Raw genomic sequence first — 18,222 nt, 5'->3', positions numbered from 1 at the left:
ATGTGATGGCCTCTTCGCGAGCAGGCTCGCTCCCACAGGGACATGCGTGGTTCATGACATTTGTGTCCCGCCGCCGTCCGTTGTGGGAGGGGCGGGGTCGTTCAGGCGTGTGCTTTCTTCAAGCTCTGCCTGGGCCTTGGTCAACTCGATTTCCAGCGCCTTGTTGATATGCGACTGCTCGTCGACATTCTGTTTCAGCGACTGACTCTCAAGAAGGGCGACGCGCAAGCGTTCCTGGAGGAGGGTGCGTTCGCCGTCAACCCGCGTGGCTTGCTCCAACAGCTGATCCTGGCGGCTGTTGCTCTGCTTGAGCTGCTCTTGCATCAGGCTCAACTCACGCAGCGTGCCACGGTTTTCCGTCAGCAAGCGTTCGTTGTCGCGGTGCAGCTGGGTGATTTCATCCTGACGTACCAGCGCGCTTTGCTGCGCCTGGCGCAACTCCATCTGCAACTGCTGCACCTGGCTTTCATGACGGCTGTGTTCCTGCTCGCGCTGCTCCTTGACCGCATTGCGGTAGTGCTCCAGTGCATCGCGCGCATGCAGGTGCTTCTCTTCCAGCGAGCGGATCTGCTCGTCCTTGTCCTGCAAGCGTAAATCGAAGTCGGCCAATGCCTGGTTCAGCCCGGCATTGCGGGTTTGTTCGGTCTGCAACAGGGCGCGGGTTTCGTGCAGCGCCTCGGACTCCTGGGTCAGCGCCAGGCTCTGAATCTCGTACTGCTGATGCAGTTCGGTGTTGGCTTCCCGAGCCTCTTCCAGCTGAGCCTCCAGCGCTTTACGTTGCGATTCGAACTGCTCGAGGGCCTGATCGATCGGCGCCTGGGCTTGCTCCTTCAAGCGTTGCGCCAGCCGCGAAACCAGTGCCAGCAGCTCATCGTCGATGGGTTCGGACTGTTCTGCTGTCACGGATTCAGTGGTGACGCCCAGCTCCTTCAGATACCGATGAATCGTGGTTTTCGAACCGGTATTGCCCATTTCGATCCGTACGGCATCGATGCTGGGGTTTTCGCCGCGAGCAAGGATTGCCAAACGTGCAGCTTGCACTACTGCCTTATTTACACCGCCACGGGCCATGATTGCTCCTACAATTTCGTGATGTGGTACGTATTACGTAAATACACATTGTACCATTGAAAAACAAAAGTTAAATACAGTATGTTATTGACACGGGATATACTGGTATTACCCCGTGTTATCACTTATTTCGCGAGATTCCTCGCTTACTTCCGTACACAAACCCCTGTAGGAGCGAGCTCGCTCGCGAAGCACTCGAAAGCGCCGCGGAACACCTGCCAACCAGCGTTATCGTTGACGACCATCGCGAGCAGGCTCGCTCCTACAGTGTTTCCGTGAGGCGCCATTCCATGAGCGAGCTGGATCGTTACCTGCAAGCCGCGACCCGCGACAACACCCGTCGCAGCTATCGCGCGGCCATCGAGCACTTTGAGGTGACTTGGGGTGGTTTCCTGCCGGCCACCGGCGACAGCGTGGCGCGTTATCTGGTCGCCCATGCCGGCGTGCTGTCGATCAACACCCTGAAGCTGCGATTGTCGGCGTTGGCGCAGTGGCACAACAGCCAGGGCTTCGCCGACCCGACGAAAGCGCCAGTGGTGCGCAAGGTGTTCAAGGGGATTCGTGCGTTGCATCCAGCCCAGGAGAAGCAGGCCGAGCCTTTGCAGCTTCAACATCTGGAACAGGTGATCGCCGGGTTGGAGCAGGAAGCACAAACCGCAATCAATGAAAACAACCGACCGGCTTTGCTGCGGGCCAGACGCGATAGCGCGCTGATCCTGTTGGGCTTCTGGCGCGGATTTCGTAGCGACGAGCTGTGCAATCTGCAGATCGAACATGTGCAAGCCATCGCCGGTTCCGGCATCACCTTATTCTTGCCGCGCAGCAAGAGTGACCGCGAAAACCTTGGCAAGACTTACCAGACACCCGCCTTGCAGCGACTATGCCCGGTGCAGGCGTACATCGCCTGGATCACCGAAGCGGCCCTGGTGCGCGGACCGGTTTTTCGCGGCATCGATCGCTGGGGTCATCTAAGCGAAGAGGGCCTGCATGCCAACAGCGTGATACCCCTGCTGCGTCAGGCGCTGGAGCGTTCGGGCATCGCCGCCGAACACTACACCAGCCACTCCTTGCGCCGCGGTTTTGCCTCGTGGGCGCATCAGAGTGGCTGGGACTTGAAGTCATTGATGAGTTACGTGGGCTGGAAAGACATCAAGTCCGCCATGCGCTACATCGAAGCCAGCCCGTTCCTGGGCATGACCCGCCTCCCCGAAAAGCCCCTGACCTTGTAGGAGCGAGCCTGCTCGCGATGGACCTGAGGGCGCCGCATTCTTTCAGCAAACCCGCGTCATCGTTGAGGACCATCGCGAGCAGGCTCGCTCCTACAAGATCGTTTTCTTCTATTAATACTGTTGGCTAATAGCGAAAGCCAATCAGCAGTATCAGGTTTGCCAATGAGCCTTCCGTCCGTCGAGTGGTTAGAGTTCTCTCCATCAACTTCACAACCCCTGACGGAGAGTCATCGATGCCTATCATCAACAGCCAAGTCAAACCGTTCAAAGCTGACGCATTCAAAAACGGCGACTTCGTAAAAGTCTCGGACGCTGACCTGAAAGGTAAATGGTCGGTGGTGTTCTTCTACCCGGCTGACTTCACCTTCGTTTGCCCAACCGAGCTGGAAGACCTGGCCGACAACTACGACGCTTTCCAGAAGCTGGGCGTCGAGATCTACAGCGTTTCGACCGACACTCACTTCGCGCACGCTGCCTGGCACAACACTTCGCCAGCCATCGGCAAAATCCAATACACCATGATCGGCGACCCGACTCACGCTATCTCCCGCAACTTCGACGTGTTGATCGAAGAAGCAGGCCTGGCTGACCGTGGCACCTTCGTGATCAACCCTGAAGGCCAGATCAAGATCGTCGAGCTGAACGACGGTGGTGTAGGCCGTGATGCTTCCGAGCTGCTGCGCAAGATCAAGGCGGCCCAGTACGTCGCTGCTCACCCTGGCCAGGTTTGCCCAGCCAAGTGGAAAGAAGGCGAAGCCACTCTGGCGCCGTCCCTGGACCTGGTCGGCAAGATCTAAGTCTGTGACACGCAACCCGGGGCGGAACGCCGCACCTGATCAGTAAGCTGCACCGCCCAATAAAAACGCCCGGGCGAGATTCGCTCGGGCGTTTTTTTATGTCTCAAATTCAAGGAAATCGCCCGTATGTTGGACGCCAATCTTAAAGCCCAGTTGAAATCGTACCTGGAACGGGTCACCCAGCCGATCGAGATCGTTGCCTCCCTCGACGACGGTGCGAAATCCCGGGAAATGCTCGAACTGCTGAAAGACGTTGCCAGTCTTTCCACCCAGATTACTTTGCTCGACAACGGTGACGATGCACGCAAGCCATCGTTCTCGATCAATCGCCCCGGTGCCGATATCAGCCTGCGTTTCGCCGGCATCCCGATGGGCCATGAATTCACTTCGTTGGTGCTGGCCTTGCTGCAAGTCGGCGGCCACCCTTCGAAGGCCAGTGTCGAAGTGATTGAACAGATTCGTTCGCTCAAAGGCGAGTTCAACTTCGAGACCTACTTCTCGCTGTCCTGCCAGAACTGCCCGGACGTGGTCCAGGCGCTCAACCTGATGGCCGTGCTGAACCCCAACATCCGCCACGTCGCCATCGACGGCGCACTGTTCCAGGCGGAAGTTGATGAACGCCAGATCATGGCGGTGCCCAGCATCTACCTCAACGGGGTGAATTTCGGTCAGGGCCGCATGGGCCTGGAAGAAATCATCGCCAAGATCGACACCAGCGGCATCGAGCGCCAGGCAGAGAAGATCAGCGCCAAGGAAGCCTTTGATGTACTGGTGGTCGGCGGTGGCCCGGCCGGTGCTTCGGCGGCGATCTACGCGGCCCGCAAAGGCATTCGCACCGGTGTTGCGGCTGAGCGGTTTGGTGGTCAGGTGCTGGACACCATGGCCATCGAAAACTTCATCTCGGTGCAGGAAACCGAAGGACCGAAACTGGCTGTGGCACTGGAAGAACACGTCAAGCAGTACGACGTGGACATCATGAACCTGCAACGTGCCGACAAGCTGGTGCCGGGCGCGAATGGCGAGCTGCATGAAATCCACTTCGCCAGTGGTGCAAAACTCAAAGCCAAAACCGTGATCCTGGCGACCGGTGCACGGTGGCGTGAAATGAATGTGCCGGGCGAGCAGCAATACCGCAACAAGGGCGTGGCGTACTGCCCGCACTGTGACGGTCCGTTGTTCAAAGGTAAGCGTGTGGCGGTGATTGGTGGCGGTAACTCCGGCGTCGAAGCGGCCATCGACCTGGCCGGTATCGTGTCCCATGTCACGCTGCTGGAGTTCGACGTGCAGCTGCGCGCCGACGCGGTGTTGCAGCGTAAGTTGCACAGCCTGCCGAACGTCACTGTGATCACCCATGCACAAACCACTGAAGTGACCGGCGATGGTCAGAAGGTCAACGGCCTGCGCTACAAGGATCGTCAAACTGACGAATTGCGCAGCGTGGAGCTGGAAGGGATCTTCGTGCAGATCGGTCTGCTGCCCAACACCGATTGGCTCAAGGGCACCATCGAGCTGTCACCGCGCGGCGAGATCATCGTCGATGCCCGTGGTGAAACCTCAATTGCGGGCGTGTTCGCCGCTGGCGACGTGACCACGGTGCCGTACAAGCAGATCGTGATCGCGGTGGGCGAGGGCGCCAAGGCTTCCTTGAGTGCATTCGATCACCTGATCCGCACTTCAGCCCCTGCATAAACACAGGCGCTGAAAACACAAAACCCCATGACTGATCATGGGGTTTTTTGTGTCTGGCAAAATCCAGATCATGGATCGCCCCCTGTAGGAGCGAGCCTGCTCGCGATGGACCTGAGAGCACCACGGGGTGTCAGGTGCCCAGCGTTATCGTTGACGACCATCGCGAGCAGGCTCGCTCCTACAGTGGGGTCGGCTGGATGATTTCGACCCAGTAGTTATCCGGATCCTTGATGAACGCCAGGCTCTTCATGCGGCCGTCGTTCAGGCGTTTCTGGAAGTCGCAGCCCAGTGCTTCAAAGCGCTCACACGCAGCGACGATGTCCGGTACCGAGATGCAGATGTGACCGAAGCCGCGTGGGTCGGTGTTGCCGTTATGGTAGGCGAAGTCCGGGTCGTTCTCGGTGCCGTGGTTATGGGTCAATTCGAGAATGCCGGGGATCGATTTCATCCACTCGGTGCGTGCGGCGGCATCGGCCGGGACCTGTGATTGATCGACCAGGGCTAGGAAGTACAGGCTGAACTCGGCTTCCGGGAAATCGCGCTTTTCCACCAGCGTAAAACCGAGGATGCGCGTGTAGAAGTCCAGGGACTTGGTGATGTCCTTGACCCGCAGCATGGTGTGGTTGAAGACAAACTTATGCGTCGCGGTATCAGGTTGAGCGGTGACGCCGGGGAAGGTGTTCAGTTCGTGCAGGCTCATGGGCCCTCCGGAAAATAAGCGGGGCTATCGAATGGTGGACATGATACGCAAGGGTTCGGACATCACCAAACCCAAAGCCTCTGCTATTGCCTGACAGACGGCCTGGGCTCAGACTTCACGGCTCAAAACGCGAGTGTTGATTGCAATGATTCGATTCGGTAAATCGGTGTTCATCCTGATCGGCATGCTGTCCGGGATTGCCAGTGCTCAGGCCGAGACGCCGATCATGACCTGGCCTCCCGGCTGGCAGGTCGAAGAGATTGCACCAGGAGAGGGTGCTTCAGGTGTGTCTCGCCAGCGTGCAGTGAAAGTCGATCAGGGCGGCACGCCAGTGATGGTGATGGAGCTGACCATGACGCAGGTGCAAAGCGATCATCAGGTCAACCTGGAAGGCGTGTTGCTGGAGATGCGCAAGTCGGTGCAGAAAGACTTTTTTCAAGGGGGCTATCAAAGTGTCTGCAACCGGATTCATCCGACTACCTTGAGCCGGTTATCGGCGCTGGAAACCACCTGTACCATTACACAAAACGGCCGGCATGTGCTTTCTCAAACATTGGTCGCGGCGGTGGACGGCGATAAAGCCTACGTTCTTTCCTACGCCGGACAGGCCGAGGCTTATAAGGCCAGCCAGGATGAAATAGAGGCAGCGCGAAACGCCTTGAAACTTTAAAAGAAGACTTTAGTGGCTTCAGGCTTTGCGCCCGCGCCGAAATATTTAGATACCCAAACGGATTAAGCACAAAGTTAGTCGGCAAGTAGTGGTTTGATCGGCCAACATCGTTGAATTTAGAAGGTATTCATGAAAAAGCCCTGCATTTGCAGGGCTTTTTTCTACAGCGCAAGTGCTTAGCCACGCAACCAGGAATCAACGGTAGAGGCACCATATTGTTCCTTCCAGGCTTTCAAGCCGCGGTGGTTGCCACCCTTGGTTTCAATCAGTTCACCGGTGTGCGGGTTCTGATAAACCTTGACTACGCGGGCGCGGCGGGTTTTCGGCGCCGAGGCTTGCAGGCCGGATTTGGCCGGGTTCGGATCGAGAATGGCGATAATGTCGCGCAGGCTCTTGCCGTAGGTTTTCATCAGCCCCTGGAGCTTTTCTTCGAATTCGATTTCTTTCTTGAGCCCGGCATCGTTCTTCAGGGACTCAAGCTGCTTGAGCTGCTCTTGAAGGGCCTTTTCAGCTGCACGAAATTCAGCGAGTCTGGACAATATCTTTACTCCAATAGTGTGTTTGGCTGATACCAACCGCAAACAAAGCTATAAGCCAAGAGCCTTGAAGCGACCCGGTGATAAATGGCTCACCTGCTAAATTACCGCAGGCATGAAAAATTGTAGTAGTTAATGGACCAAGAGTAAATCATGTCTTTTTTTTCATGTAACCAAGAACGGTCATTTGTTTCAAATTGGTGCGTCCTATCGCTGTCTCATCGCTTGAAAGCATTAGTTAATGGTCACTTAATGCACTAATGAACTCCGCGCCGGGCATCGGTCGACCATATAGATAGCCCTGCAGGAAGTTAACGTTATGGGCCGTCAGATAATCACTTTGCGCCTGGGTCTCCACACCTTCGGCAACCATCGCCAGATCGAGCTTGGCGGCAAGTTCCATGATGCTGTCCAGAATGTGGCTGGACAACGCGTCGATGCCGATCATGGCGACGAAGCTCTGGTCGATTTTCAAATAATCAACATTGAACTGCCGCAGATACCCGAGGCTGGAATGGCCGGTGCCGAAGTCGTCGATGGCGATCTTCACCCCAAGGTCATGCAACTGTTCGAACAGCTGATGGGTAATGGCCGTGGGTTCGATCAGTTCGCGTTCGGTCAACTCCAGCACCAGGTAAATGGAACCCGGTGCGAAAACCGCGAGAAATTCGCGGCAATCCTGGACCAGGTCCAGATCCTGGCAGTGATTGGCGGTAATGTTGATGCCGATGTGGAAAGGTTCCTCGAACGACGTGGACAGCGGCGCGAGCAAGGTGGCTGTCTGTTGCATCAATGAGCGGGTCATCGGCACGATCAGTCCGCAGTGTTCGGCGAATGGAATGAACAGGTCGGGGCGCACCAGGCCTTCTTTCGGGTGATTCCAGCGCATCAGCACTTCGATGCCGGAGATCTTTTTGCTATCGCCATGCACAACGGCCTGGAAGTACGGAACGAACTCCGCCGCGTCCAGCGCACGCTTCATTTCATGGGTGGGTGACGATGAGCGCTTCTGTAGAACGTGTCCGATCAGGCCCGATATGACGCCAAAGAAAATCAGCAGGCTGAACAACGGTGGGTACTGGCTGCTCATGTAGCGCCAGGTTTCGCCTTCGGGGAAACCGGCCTGAACGCCAAAGGCAAAGCGCGAAGAATCGATTCTGGTTTGCGCCACCGGAAAGACGGGGAGAGGCCCCTCATGGAACTCGCCGTCGGTGGTCAACCAGTTGGGGCCGACTTGCAGGGCCAGCAGGGTATGACGGCCGATCATACGCAGTGCGTTACTCAGGTGGTAGCCATCGAGCGTGCTCATCGCACCACGTTTACCTTCGCCGAGCCGATACACCAGCAATGCCGTGTCAGGCGTGACCGCGTTGCCGTTCATCAATAACAAGCGGCCACCGGCGTAGTCCCCGGATGCGATCTTCTCGTGATAGTCACCAAACAAGGAACTGCAATAAACAGTGTCGTCCCACACCAGAGTGGTCGAGCGCACGAATGGGCGGCGGGTGACTTGCTCGCGCAAGGCCAGGTTGACATCGGTGCAACTTTGTCCGGCCAGGGGCAGTAACTCATGTGCTGCCTGGGCGTTGTTGTCGAACATCAGTTCGAACTGGCGAATGGCTTCTTCGGCGGTCTGCTGCGTACTTTGCTGGAGCGTTCGCTCGGCTTGCATGGAGATAATGACACCACCCAGTAATACCGGGAGTAATCCACTGGCAAGGGTGATAGCCACTCTGATGCTGCGTTTGCGGGTCTTGGCGTTCAGTGGCATTTGCGAAACCTGTGACGATGAAATAGGGCTCTCAAATGCTGGCAGGGCGCGACGCCCTGCAAAAAGAGTTCAAGTTCGAGCCATGATAGTTGGCCCTGGGTACTTATGCCGCTCATCGGTAATCAAGCCCCTGGGCCAGTTTGATGAACGCCAGTGCCGCGGGTGATGCCTGGCGTTGATCGAGTACTGCCAAACCGACCTGTCGCACCACGGCGGGCCACAAGGGTTTCTTCACGTAGCGGTTGTCGCTGAACTCGGGCAGCGAGCTCTCGGCAACCACGGTCAATGCATCGCCGCGACCGACCGTATCCAGGGTGCTCAGCAACTGCGAGCAACGAAAACGAATGTTGGGTGTCAGCCCGGCGGCATTGAACAGCCGCGATACCAGCTCTGACGAACCGGCCTCGGTCAACACGAAAGGGTCATGGCACAAGTCGCTCAGACTTACGCTGTCACGCGCCGTCAACGGATGATTGACTGGCAGCAGTGCAACCATCTGGTCTTCCATCAGCGCCACCGTGTTGAAACGCTCGTCCGGCAGCACCACAAACCCGATGTCGATGCGCCGCTCTTCCAGCCACTGGATCACCTGACGGTCCGGCCCTTCATCGATGTGAACTTCGATGCCCGGATGTTCGGCACGGTAGCGCTGCAGGATCAAGGGCAGCAGTTTGATCGACGAAGTGGGACCGAACGAACCGATGCGCAAGGTGCCGCGTTTCATGCCCCGGGCATCCGCAGCTTCCTGGCGCAAGGTATTGGCCAGGCCCAACATGGCCCGCGCCCGCAGCAGGAGCTGCCGGCCGATATCGCTCAATTCAACCTGGGACTGATGGCGGCGCAGCAGTTCGACTCCCAATTCCTGCTCCAGGGATTTCAACGCATGGGAAACCGCCGATTGGGTAATCCCCAGGCGATTGGCCGCCGCCGTGAAACCGTGCAGCTCGGCAACGGTGGAGAAGATCTCCAGTTGAGTGAGGGTCATGAGTGTTTGCTCATTTTACGATGACTAAGTATTAGCGGAATGATACGTCGTTCCCATCGATCACAAAACCGGAGACGTATGTCCACCTGTGAACAAAGCCTGTCCAGGCCGTCCGATGTACCTGTTTATTTGAAACTGGCGATGGTCACCATGATCTGGGGCGGCACCTTCGTGGCTGGCCGACACTTGGCCGACAGCCTCAGTCCATTGTTTGCCGCCAGCCTGCGGTTTCTCCTGGCCAGCGCGGCATTGCTGTTGTTTTTACGATTGACCGGCGCTCCACTGGCCCGACCCAGCCCCAGGCAATGGTTGCAACTGGCGCTGTTGGGGTTCTTTGGGATCTTCTTTTACAACCTCTGTTTTTTCTATGGCCTGCACTACATCAATGCGTCGCGGGCGTCCTTGATCGTGGCTCTGAACCCGGCGGTGATCGGGTTGGCCTCGTGGCTTTTGTTTAAGGAGCGCTTGAGTCGGGCGAAGGTCGCGGGCATCGCGACCTGCATTGCCGGGGCAAGCCTGGTGATCGTCAGCCGCAACCCGCAACTGCTGGCCGGTAATCCCGACGCGTGGATCGGTGATCTGCTGATTCTCGGCTGCGTGCTCGGCTGGGGCATTTATTCGCTGTGCTCCCGGGAACTGAATCAAAGCCTGGGACCGGTGCAAACGGTGACCTGGTCGATTTTGCTGGGCACGCTGATGCTGTGGTTGACGTGCGCCATTCGCGGTGAGGTCAGTCTTGCTGTACTCGCCAGTCTAGGCTCGTCCCAGTGGCTGAGCCTGATGTACCTGGGCGTATTGGGTTCGGCGCTGGCTTACATCGGCTATTACGACGGCATCCGCAAGATTGGCGCGACCCGTTCCGGTGTCTTTATCGCCCTGAACCCGCTTACCGCCGTGATCCTCGGCGCGCTGCTGCTGGGTGAACAACTGACGCTGGCCATGTACCTGGGGGGAGGGCTGATTCTGGCGGGGATTTACCTGTGCAACAAACCCCTTGCGTCAGCGGGAAAAAAGCGGATTTTATACAGAAGGCGGACAAACTGATTTACGCTGTGTAGAATCAGGTTACGCATACAAGAATACGTCTTCTGGCAACAGAAGCTTCGCCCGCAAGAGCCTTGGGTCGACCATGAAGTTATTAGGGTTTCAACTGATCTACGGTGATTTCCTCGCCCGCAGCGTGCGGGGCATCTCCTGCGCGCCTCCCACCGGTCTCAGCATTGCTAGCAACTAACCTTTGTTAATTGATAAGAATGATGAGGCGCCAACCATGGCAGATTTATACGAAAACCCAATGGGCCTGATGGGCTTCGAGTTCATCGAGTTTGCATCGCCGACCCCCAATACCCTGGAGCCGATCTTCCAGATCATGGGCTTCACCAAGGTCGCGACCCACCGCTCCAAAGACGTGCACCTGTATCGCCAGGGCGCGATCAACCTGATCCTCAACAACGAGCCCCACAGCGTCGCCTCTTACTTCGCCGCCGAGCACGGTCCGTCGGTGTGCGGCATGGCATTCCGGGTCAAGGATTCGCAAAAAGCCTACAAGCGCGCCCTGGAACTCGGCGCCCAGCCGATCCACATCGAAACCGGCCCGATGGAGCTGCACCTGCCGGCAATCAAAGGTATCGGCGGCGCGCCGCTGTACCTGATCGACCGTTTCGGTGAAGGCAGCTCGATCTACGACATCGACTTCGTGTACCTCGAAGGCGTTGATCGCAACCCGGTCGGCGCCGGCCTGAAGATCATCGACCACCTGACCCACAACGTGTATCGCGGCCGCATGGCCTACTGGGCGAATTTCTACGAGAAGCTGTTCAACTTCCGCGAGATCCGCTACTTCGACATCAAGGGCGAATACACCGGCCTGACCTCCAAGGCCATGACCGCGCCGGATGGCATGATCCGCATCCCGCTGAACGAAGAGTCGTCCAAGGGCGCCGGGCAGATCGAAGAGTTCCTGATGCAGTTCAACGGCGAAGGCATCCAGCACGTGGCGTTCCTGTCCGACGACCTGATCAAGACCTGGGATCACCTGAAAAGCATCGGCATGCGCTTCATGACCGCGCCACCGGACACCTACTACGAAATGCTCGAAGGCCGCTTGCCGAACCACGGTGAGCCGGTGGGCGAACTACAAGCCCGGGGCATCTTGCTGGACGGTTCTTCCGAGGCGGGCGACAAGCGTCTGCTGCTGCAGATCTTCTCGGAAACCTTGATGGGCCCGGTGTTCTTCGAATTCATCCAGCGTAAGGGCGATGATGGTTTCGGCGAAGGCAACTTCAAGGCGTTGTTCGAATCCATCGAGCGCGACCAGGTTCGTCGTGGTGTGTTGTCCACCGATTAAGCTGATTCACCGCTAAAAAACTGTGGGAGCGAGCCTGCTCGCGATAGTGCCAGATCAGTCAACCGAGATGTTGAATGTCAGGCCCTCATCGCGAGCAGGCTCGCTCCCACATTTGTTTTGTGTTTGCCTTAAGGGCGACGCTGCCGCATCAGATGCTTGAACCCTTCAAACACCAACACCAGTACCGCCATCCAGATCGGAATATAAGTCAGCCATTCACCGGGCTTGATGCTTTCCCCCAGCAACAACGCCACGCCGAGCAACAGTACCGGCTCCACATAGCTCAGCAGGCCGAACAGGCTGAACGGCAGCAGGCGACTGGCGATGATGTAGACCACCAGCGCCGAGGCGCTGATCAGGCCCAGGAGCGGGATCAACCCGGCCAATGCCGGGTGCTGGTCGAAGACGCCGAAGCCTTGTTCGCCACCTTGCACGAACCAGTAGGCAATCGGCAGCATCAACGTCATGTCCACCCAGAGCCCGCCGAGGTTGTCGGTCCTCAGCCATTTGCGCACGACGAAATACAGCGGATAACCCACGGTCACCACGAGTGTCGCCCAGGAAAATCCGCCGACCTGATACAACTCATTGACCACGCCGAGGCTGGCGAAGAACACCGCGACTTTTTGCAGGTACGACAGGCGTTCACCGTAGGCGATGCGCCCGGTCAGCACCATGGCCAGCGGCAACAGGAAATAGCCCAGCGACACATCGAGGCTGTAGCCATTGAGCGGTGCCCACATGAACAGCCAGAGTTGTACGCCCAGTAACGCCGACGAGACGATCAGGCCACCGATCAATTTCGGTCGGATGCTGATCCGGCGCAATAGCTCAGCGGCTCGTCGCCATTCACCGGACACCACCATGAACACAGTCATGCAGGGCACGGTCAGCAGCATGCGCCAGCCAAAAATCTCCACGCCGCTCAAGGGGGTGAGCAGCGAAGTGTAGTAATACATGACGGCAAACAGCACCGAGGCTGAAACCGATAGAGCGATACCTTTAGACAAGCTGTCCTCGCGAGGTTGAACGTAAAACGGGGTGCGGAGGATACGTGGTTTTTGTGCTGAATATTGGCCGGATGATCAATATTTACAACAGCCGGGTATGACTCGAAACCGCCATCGCAGGCAAGCCAGCTCCCACAGGAGATTTGTCGACCCATCGTTAGCAGATCGACTCGGAACCTGTGGGAGCGGGCTTGCCCGCGATAGATCTCAAGTCGAACGAGGTTTACGACCCGACACGAAATGACTCACATCATTGAAACCCGGCGTCGACGCATGCCCCGGTGTCACCAGCGAATCGATAAAGGCCTCATCTTCAGCCGTAATCTTCACCGTTTGCGCCTTAGTGTAGGCATCCCACTGTGCTTCGGTGCGCGGGCCGACGATGGCCGAGGTGACGGCGCTGTTATTCAGCACCCAGGCAATGGCGAACTCGACGATGCCCACGCCACGTTCTTGCGTGTACTGCTGGATCTGCTGGGCAATGCGCAGGGATTCGACGCGCCATTCGGTTTCCAGGATGCGTTTGTCTGCGCGCCCGGCGCGGCTGTTGGCATCCGGTTTCACGTCCGGCGCGTACTTGCCGCTGAGCACGCCGCGCGCCAGCGGGCTGTAGGGCACTACACCCAGGCCAAAGTTCTGGGCGGCGGTGATCTGCTCGGTTTCGGCCTGGCGGTTGACGATGTTGTACAGCGGCTGGCTGATCACCGGCCGGTCGACGCCGAGTTTGTCGGCCACCCGAATCACCTCGGCGATGCGCCAGCCCCGGTAGTTCGACAGACCCCAATAGCGGATCTTGCCCTGGCGAATCAGGTCGCCGATGGCCGACACCGTGACCTCCAGCGGCGTGTTGTGGTCTTCGCGGTGCAGGTAATAGATGTCCAGGTAGTCAGTGCCCAGGCGGGTCAGGCTGGCCTCGATGCCATTGAAAATATGCTTGCGGCTCAGGCCGCTGCGATTCGGCACGCCGTCAACCGGACCGAAGCCGACCTTGGTGGCCAGTACCCATTCATGGCGGCGGCTGGCGATCGCTTCACCGACGATTTCTTCGGAATGGCCGTTGGTGTAGACATCTGCAGTGTCGATGAAATTGATGCCCTGGTCCCAGGCCTTGTCGATGATCCGCAGGGAATCTTCGGTGCTGGTCTGTTCGCCGAACATCATGGTGCCCAGGGTCAGGGTGGACACCTGCAAACCCGAATGACCCAGCGTGCGATAGCTCATGTCGAAATCCTTTTGCCAATGGGAAAGGCTCAATCAAATACCAGAACGAACATGCGGATCAAACTGATTTATCAAACACACCGAATCAAAACTGTGGGAGCGAGCCTGCTCGCGAATTCGGTATGACATTCAACACATTTGTCGACTGACACTCCGCTTTCGCGAGCAGGCTCGCTCCCACAGGGGATGGGTACTACACCCGCAACGTCCGCGTCATGCGCAAAGCAAGCAGACTCCCACAGACAATCACCCCGGCCAGCAAATACAAAGCCGCATCCGTCGACCCGGTGCTGTCCTTGACCCAACCCACCAGGTAAGGGCTGAGGAAACCGGCCATCTGCCCCATGGAGTTGATCAGCGCTAAACCACCGGCCGCCGCGCCGGCACTGAGCATTGCGGTCGGCACCGGCCAGAACATCGGCAGGCCGGTGAGGGCGCCCATGGTGGCGATGGTCAGGCCGAGGATGGCGATGGCTGGGTTGGCGGCGAAGTTCACCGCGATCAACAGGCCGAGCGCACCCATCAGCATCGGCACCACCAGATGCCAGCGACGTTCCTTGCGCAGGTCCGCCGAGCGACCGACCATCAGCATGAACAGCGCCGCCAGCAGATAGGGAATCGCACTTAACCAGCCAATCACCAGGTTGTCGCTGAAGCCCAGGTTCTTGATGATCGACGGCAGCCAGAAGTTGATCGCGTAGACACCGCTCTGGATGCAGAAATAGATCAGGCCGAAGGCCCAGATCGCCGGGTTCTTGAACACCGCCAGCAGCGAATCGGTGGTGGTTTTCGGTTTGTTGGCCAGATCGTCAGCGTGGTCGGCTTCCAGCACCGAACGCTCGAACGGCGTGAGCCATTTGGCGTTGGCGTAACTGTCGCTAAGCAGGAAGTAGGCGAGGGCGCCGAGGATCACAGTCGGAATGCCTTGCAGCAGAAACATCCATTGCCAACCGGCCAGCCCAGCCTGGCCCGCGCCGAAGTGGTTAAGAATCCAGCCGGAAAACGGACTGCCCAGCAAACCGGACACCGGAATCGCCGACATGAACAGCGCCATAATGCGGCCACGGCGGAAGGTCGGGAACCACTGCGAGAGGTACAGCACCACGCCCGGGAAGAACCCGGCTTCGGCCGCGCCGGTGAACAGGCGCAACGTGTAGAACTCGGTGGGTGTGGTGACGAACAACAGGCAGGTCGACAGCGCGCCCCAGGTGATCATCATCAGCGCAATCCAGCGCCGTGGGCCGAATTTGGTCAGGGCCAGGTTGCTCGGCACGCCGCACAGCACGTAGCCGATAAAGAAGATCCCGGCGCCGAGGCCGTAAACGGTTTCGCTGAATTTCAGCGCGTCGAGCATCTGCAACTTGGCAAAGCCAACGTTGACCCGGTCGAGGTAGTTGAACAGGTAGCAGATGAAAATGAAGGGGATCAAACGCAGGGTGATGCGTTTGTAGACGGCGTTTTTCTCGTCAACGATGGCCTGGGTAGCGGCGGCGCTCTGTGACATGGCGGCTCTCTCTTTTTTATGATTTTTGGCGATGCAAAGGGTAACGTTGATCGCCCTGCGAGTCTCGGCCACCGCCCCGGTTGTTGTCTTTGTGCCGGCGCACAGGGTTTGCCACCCGGCCCTGTGCGGGCGAACAATGGCCCCATCATGTATTCAAGGAACCCCGTCATGTTCGAACTCGATCACGACCTGGCCCAGGACATCGTCGACCGGGCGATGGCGATCCTGCCGTACAACGTCAACGTCATGGACAGCCAGGGGTTGATCCTCGGCAGCGGCGAACCCGAGCGGGTCAATACCCGGCATGAAGGCGCGCAACTGGTATTGGCTAACGGTCGCGTGGTGGAGATCGACGCGCAGACCGCGATGTATCTCAAGGGCGTGCAACCGGGCATCAATCTGCCGCTGATGCTCGACCAGCGCCTGATCGGCGTGCTGGGCATCACCGGCGAACCGGAACACCTGCGCACCTACGCTGAACTGGTGCGCATGACGGCGGAGATGCTGGTGGGCCAGCGCAATCAACAAGCGGAGCAGCAATGGCGGCGTCAACGTTGCGATGACTTATTGGCGTTGTTGCTCAGTGAAAGCGGCGACTCGCCACGGCTGATCGATGAAGCGCAACAACTGGGTCTCAAGCCGCAGATGACCCGTGTGCCCTACCTGTTCGAACTGGGCATGGAGCACGGGCCGGGGCAAACCGCCGAGGCACTCAGTGCCTGGTTGACGTCGCGCTATCCGGACAGTTGGTGCGTGAGTTCGGCCAAGTCCTCGTTGCTGTGGTGCCGACCCGCCAATCAGACCGTCGAGAATGAACGTTTGCTGGAAAAGCTCGAGGGCCTTGGCTGGAACATTCTGCGCATCGCCGTAGGCGGGCAGGCCGATGGATTAGCAGGATTGCGCCGCTGTTATCGCCGGGTCGGCGACCTGTTGGCCTATGGGCGCGAAGTGTTGCCACAGTCGCGCTTGCTGACCCTCAACCGTTATCGATTGCCGGTGATGCTCTGGCGCCACCGCAACGACGATGCCCTCGACGAACTGCTCAATCCGTTACGCAAAGTCATTGCCAAGGACAACAACGGCCAGTTGCTGGCAACCCTGCGCAGCTGGTGCGACCACGACGGCCAGAGCCAGGCCTGCGCCGAAGCGCTAGGCATTCACCGCAACAGCTTGCGCTACCGCATGGAGCGGATCGCCGAACTCAGCGGGGTCGATCCACTGCGCCTCGACGGCATGCTCGCCCTCTACCTGGGCGTGCAACTGCTCCCGCAGACCGACACGAATCCATAAAGATCACATTCCCCCTGTAGGAGCTGGCTTGCCAGCGAAGAGGCCATCACATCCAACCTCCATGCTGACTGACCCACCGCTATCGCGGGCAAGCCCGCTCCCACAGGGTATGGGTGAATCACCAATTTTTGTGGAAATGAACAATAATCCCCATGACCGCTTGTGCAGCGGACCGGGGTCATCGGACTGGCCGGCTGGCAGCATGGGCGCATTGGAACTGGAGAATTCCCATGAAAATCGTGATTGCCCCCGATTCGTTCAAGGACAGCCTGAGTGCCCAGGGCGTAGCGGATGCCATCGCTCTGGGGCTGGCGGAAGTCTGGCCCGAAGCACAATTGATCAAATGCCCGATGGCCGATGGCGGGGAGGGCACCGTCGCGGCGGTGCTGGCGGCGTGCGGCGGCGAGCAACATCGTGCCGAAGTGCGCGGCCCCCTCGGCGATACCGCCCAAGCGAAGATGGGCTGGTTGCCGGACAGCCGTACCGCGATCATCGAAATGGCCGAGGCCAGTGGCTTGCAATTGGTGCCGGTCGATCAACGCGATGCCTGCAACAGCAGCACCTTTGGCACCGGCCAATTGATCCGCTTCGCCCTCGACGAAGGCGCGCAACGCATCATCCTGGCCATCGGTGGCAGCGCCACCAACGACGGGGGCGCCGGTGCGATGCAGGCCTTGGGCGTGAAGCTGTTCGATGCACAGGGACAACCCCTCGCACCGGGCGGCCTGGCCCTGGCACAACTGTTTCGCATCGACCTGAGTGAGCTCGATCCGCGCCTGGCGGAAGTGCGCTTCGACATCGCCGCCGATGTCGACAACCCGCTGTGCGGTCCCCACGGTGCATCGGCGGTGTTCGGCCCGCAAAAAGGCGCCACGCCGGAACAGGTTCAGCTGCTGGATCATGCCCTCGGGCACTTCGCCGATCACTGTGCGAAAGTCCTGAACAAGGATGTGCGCGATGAGCCGGGCAGTGGCGCGGCGGGCGGGTTGGGTTTTGCCGCCAAGGCGTTTCTCGGTGCGCAGTTCTTGCCTGGGGTCGAGGTGGTCGCCGAGCTGGTGGGACTGGTCGAAGCCATCAAAGGTGCCGATCTGGTGATCACCGGGGAAGGGCGTTTCGATGCCCAGACCCTGCGTGGGAAAACGCCGTTTGGCGTCGCTCGGGTTGCCAGGCAACAGGGCGTGCCGGTGATCGTGATTGCTGGCACCTTGGGCGAGGATTATCAGGCCTTGTACGAACACGGCATCGATGCCGCGTTTACATTGGCGAGCGGTCCGATGACGCTGGAGCAAGCCTGCAACGAAGCACCGCGGTTGTTACGTGAGCGGGCGAGTGATATTGCGCGGGTGTGGCGGATAGCTGCGCGTAAGATCTGAGCAAACCTCTGTGGCGAGGGGATTTAGCG

Annotated in this window: 16 protein-coding genes and 1 pseudogene; 8 read left to right on the top strand and 9 right to left on the bottom strand. The window is 58.7% G+C overall.

Going from position 1 to position 18,222, the window contains the following annotated elements:
• Positions 1–51: 51 nt before the first annotated feature.
• Positions 52–1,071, bottom strand: a complete 1,020-nt coding sequence (locus GPL81_RS12825; RefSeq protein WP_160107014.1) for a DNA-binding protein — start codon at positions 1,069–1,071, stop codon at positions 52–54.
• A 290-nt stretch (positions 1,072–1,361) separates the two neighbouring features.
• Between GPL81_RS12825 and GPL81_RS12820 the strand changes: the two genes are divergently transcribed.
• From GPL81_RS12820 to ahpF, 3 genes are all read left to right on the top strand, one after another.
• Positions 1,362–2,300 carry a site-specific integrase gene (locus tag GPL81_RS12820; protein WP_160107013.1) on the top strand — a complete coding sequence of 313 codons (939 nt, stop codon included), beginning with the start codon at positions 1,362–1,364 and terminating at the stop codon, positions 2,298–2,300.
• 233 nt (positions 2,301–2,533) lie between these two features.
• Positions 2,534–3,097, top strand: coding sequence for an alkyl hydroperoxide reductase subunit C (ahpC, locus tag GPL81_RS12815; RefSeq protein ID WP_007975937.1), 564 nt, complete (start codon positions 2,534–2,536; stop codon positions 3,095–3,097).
• Positions 3,098–3,223: 126 nt separating this feature from the next.
• Positions 3,224–4,786, top strand: a complete 1,563-nt coding sequence (gene ahpF / locus GPL81_RS12810; RefSeq protein WP_160107012.1) for an alkyl hydroperoxide reductase subunit F — start codon at positions 3,224–3,226, stop codon at positions 4,784–4,786.
• Between the two features lie 83 nt (positions 4,787–4,869).
• Here the strand turns inward: ahpF and GPL81_RS31965 are convergent.
• Positions 4,870–4,947, bottom strand: a pseudogene (locus GPL81_RS31965) (outer membrane lipoprotein carrier protein LolA); the annotation flags it as partial.
• 17 nt (positions 4,948–4,964) lie between these two features.
• A complete protein-coding gene (gloA, locus tag GPL81_RS12805; RefSeq protein ID WP_160107011.1) occupies positions 4,965–5,486 on the bottom strand; it encodes a lactoylglutathione lyase in 522 nt (173 codons plus the stop codon).
• 145 nt (positions 5,487–5,631) lie between these two features.
• Between gloA and GPL81_RS12800 the strand changes: the two genes are divergently transcribed.
• Entirely contained in the window at positions 5,632–6,156 is a 525-nt protein-coding gene (locus GPL81_RS12800) for a DUF4946 domain-containing protein (protein ID WP_160107010.1), read from the top strand.
• A 176-nt stretch (positions 6,157–6,332) separates the two neighbouring features.
• Here the strand turns inward: GPL81_RS12800 and GPL81_RS12795 are convergent, their stop codons facing one another.
• The 3 genes from GPL81_RS12795 to GPL81_RS12785 form a co-directional block, all read right to left on the bottom strand.
• Positions 6,333–6,695: a histone-like nucleoid-structuring protein, MvaT/MvaU family gene (locus GPL81_RS12795; protein WP_096511755.1), complete on the bottom strand. Its 363-nt coding sequence runs from the start codon at positions 6,693–6,695 to the stop codon at positions 6,333–6,335.
• A gap of 235 nt (positions 6,696–6,930) precedes the next feature.
• Positions 6,931–8,463, bottom strand: a complete 1,533-nt coding sequence (locus GPL81_RS12790; RefSeq protein WP_160107009.1) for an EAL domain-containing protein — start codon at positions 8,461–8,463, stop codon at positions 6,931–6,933.
• Between the two features lie 112 nt (positions 8,464–8,575).
• Positions 8,576–9,448, bottom strand: coding sequence for a LysR family transcriptional regulator (locus GPL81_RS12785; RefSeq protein ID WP_160107008.1), 873 nt, complete (start codon positions 9,446–9,448; stop codon positions 8,576–8,578).
• A gap of 78 nt (positions 9,449–9,526) precedes the next feature.
• On the opposite strand from GPL81_RS12785, the gene GPL81_RS12780 reads away from it, so the two are divergent.
• Both GPL81_RS12780 and hppD read left to right on the top strand, forming a co-directional pair.
• Positions 9,527–10,492: a DMT family transporter gene (locus tag GPL81_RS12780; RefSeq protein WP_160107007.1), complete on the top strand. Its 966-nt coding sequence runs from the start codon at positions 9,527–9,529 to the stop codon at positions 10,490–10,492.
• 226 nt (positions 10,493–10,718) lie between these two features.
• Positions 10,719–11,795 (top strand): 4-hydroxyphenylpyruvate dioxygenase, encoded by a 1,077-nt coding sequence (gene hppD / locus GPL81_RS12775; protein WP_160107006.1) that lies wholly within the window; start codon positions 10,719–10,721, stop codon positions 11,793–11,795.
• 128 nt (positions 11,796–11,923) lie between these two features.
• On the opposite strand, the gene rarD is transcribed toward hppD, so the two are convergent.
• From rarD to GPL81_RS12760, 3 genes are all read right to left on the bottom strand, one after another.
• Positions 11,924–12,805 (bottom strand): EamA family transporter RarD, encoded by an 882-nt coding sequence (rarD, locus tag GPL81_RS12770; RefSeq protein ID WP_160107005.1) that lies wholly within the window; start codon positions 12,803–12,805, stop codon positions 11,924–11,926.
• Between the two features lie 207 nt (positions 12,806–13,012).
• The gene (locus GPL81_RS12765) at positions 13,013–14,026 is read right to left on the bottom strand and encodes an aldo/keto reductase (RefSeq protein WP_160107004.1); all 1,014 of its coding nucleotides are present in this window, start codon (positions 14,024–14,026) and stop codon (positions 13,013–13,015) included.
• Positions 14,027–14,219: 193 nt separating this feature from the next.
• A complete protein-coding gene (locus GPL81_RS12760) occupies positions 14,220–15,530 on the bottom strand; it encodes an MFS transporter (RefSeq protein WP_160107003.1) in 1,311 nt (436 codons plus the stop codon).
• A gap of 168 nt (positions 15,531–15,698) precedes the next feature.
• On the opposite strand from GPL81_RS12760, the gene GPL81_RS12755 reads away from it, so the two are divergent.
• Positions 15,699–16,820 carry a sugar diacid recognition domain-containing protein gene (locus GPL81_RS12755; protein WP_160107002.1) on the top strand — a complete coding sequence of 374 codons (1,122 nt, stop codon included), beginning with the start codon at positions 15,699–15,701 and terminating at the stop codon, positions 16,818–16,820.
• A gap of 230 nt (positions 16,821–17,050) precedes the next feature.
• Positions 17,051–18,193: a glycerate kinase gene (locus tag GPL81_RS12750; protein ID WP_160107001.1), complete on the top strand. Its 1,143-nt coding sequence runs from the start codon at positions 17,051–17,053 to the stop codon at positions 18,191–18,193.
• Positions 18,194–18,222 lie beyond the last annotated feature (29 nt).

This window comes from Pseudomonas izuensis (assembly GCF_009861505.1).
Lineage (GTDB): Bacteria > Pseudomonadota > Gammaproteobacteria > Pseudomonadales > Pseudomonadaceae > Aquipseudomonas > Aquipseudomonas izuensis.
This window is presented reverse-complemented; position numbering and strand designations above follow the sequence as displayed.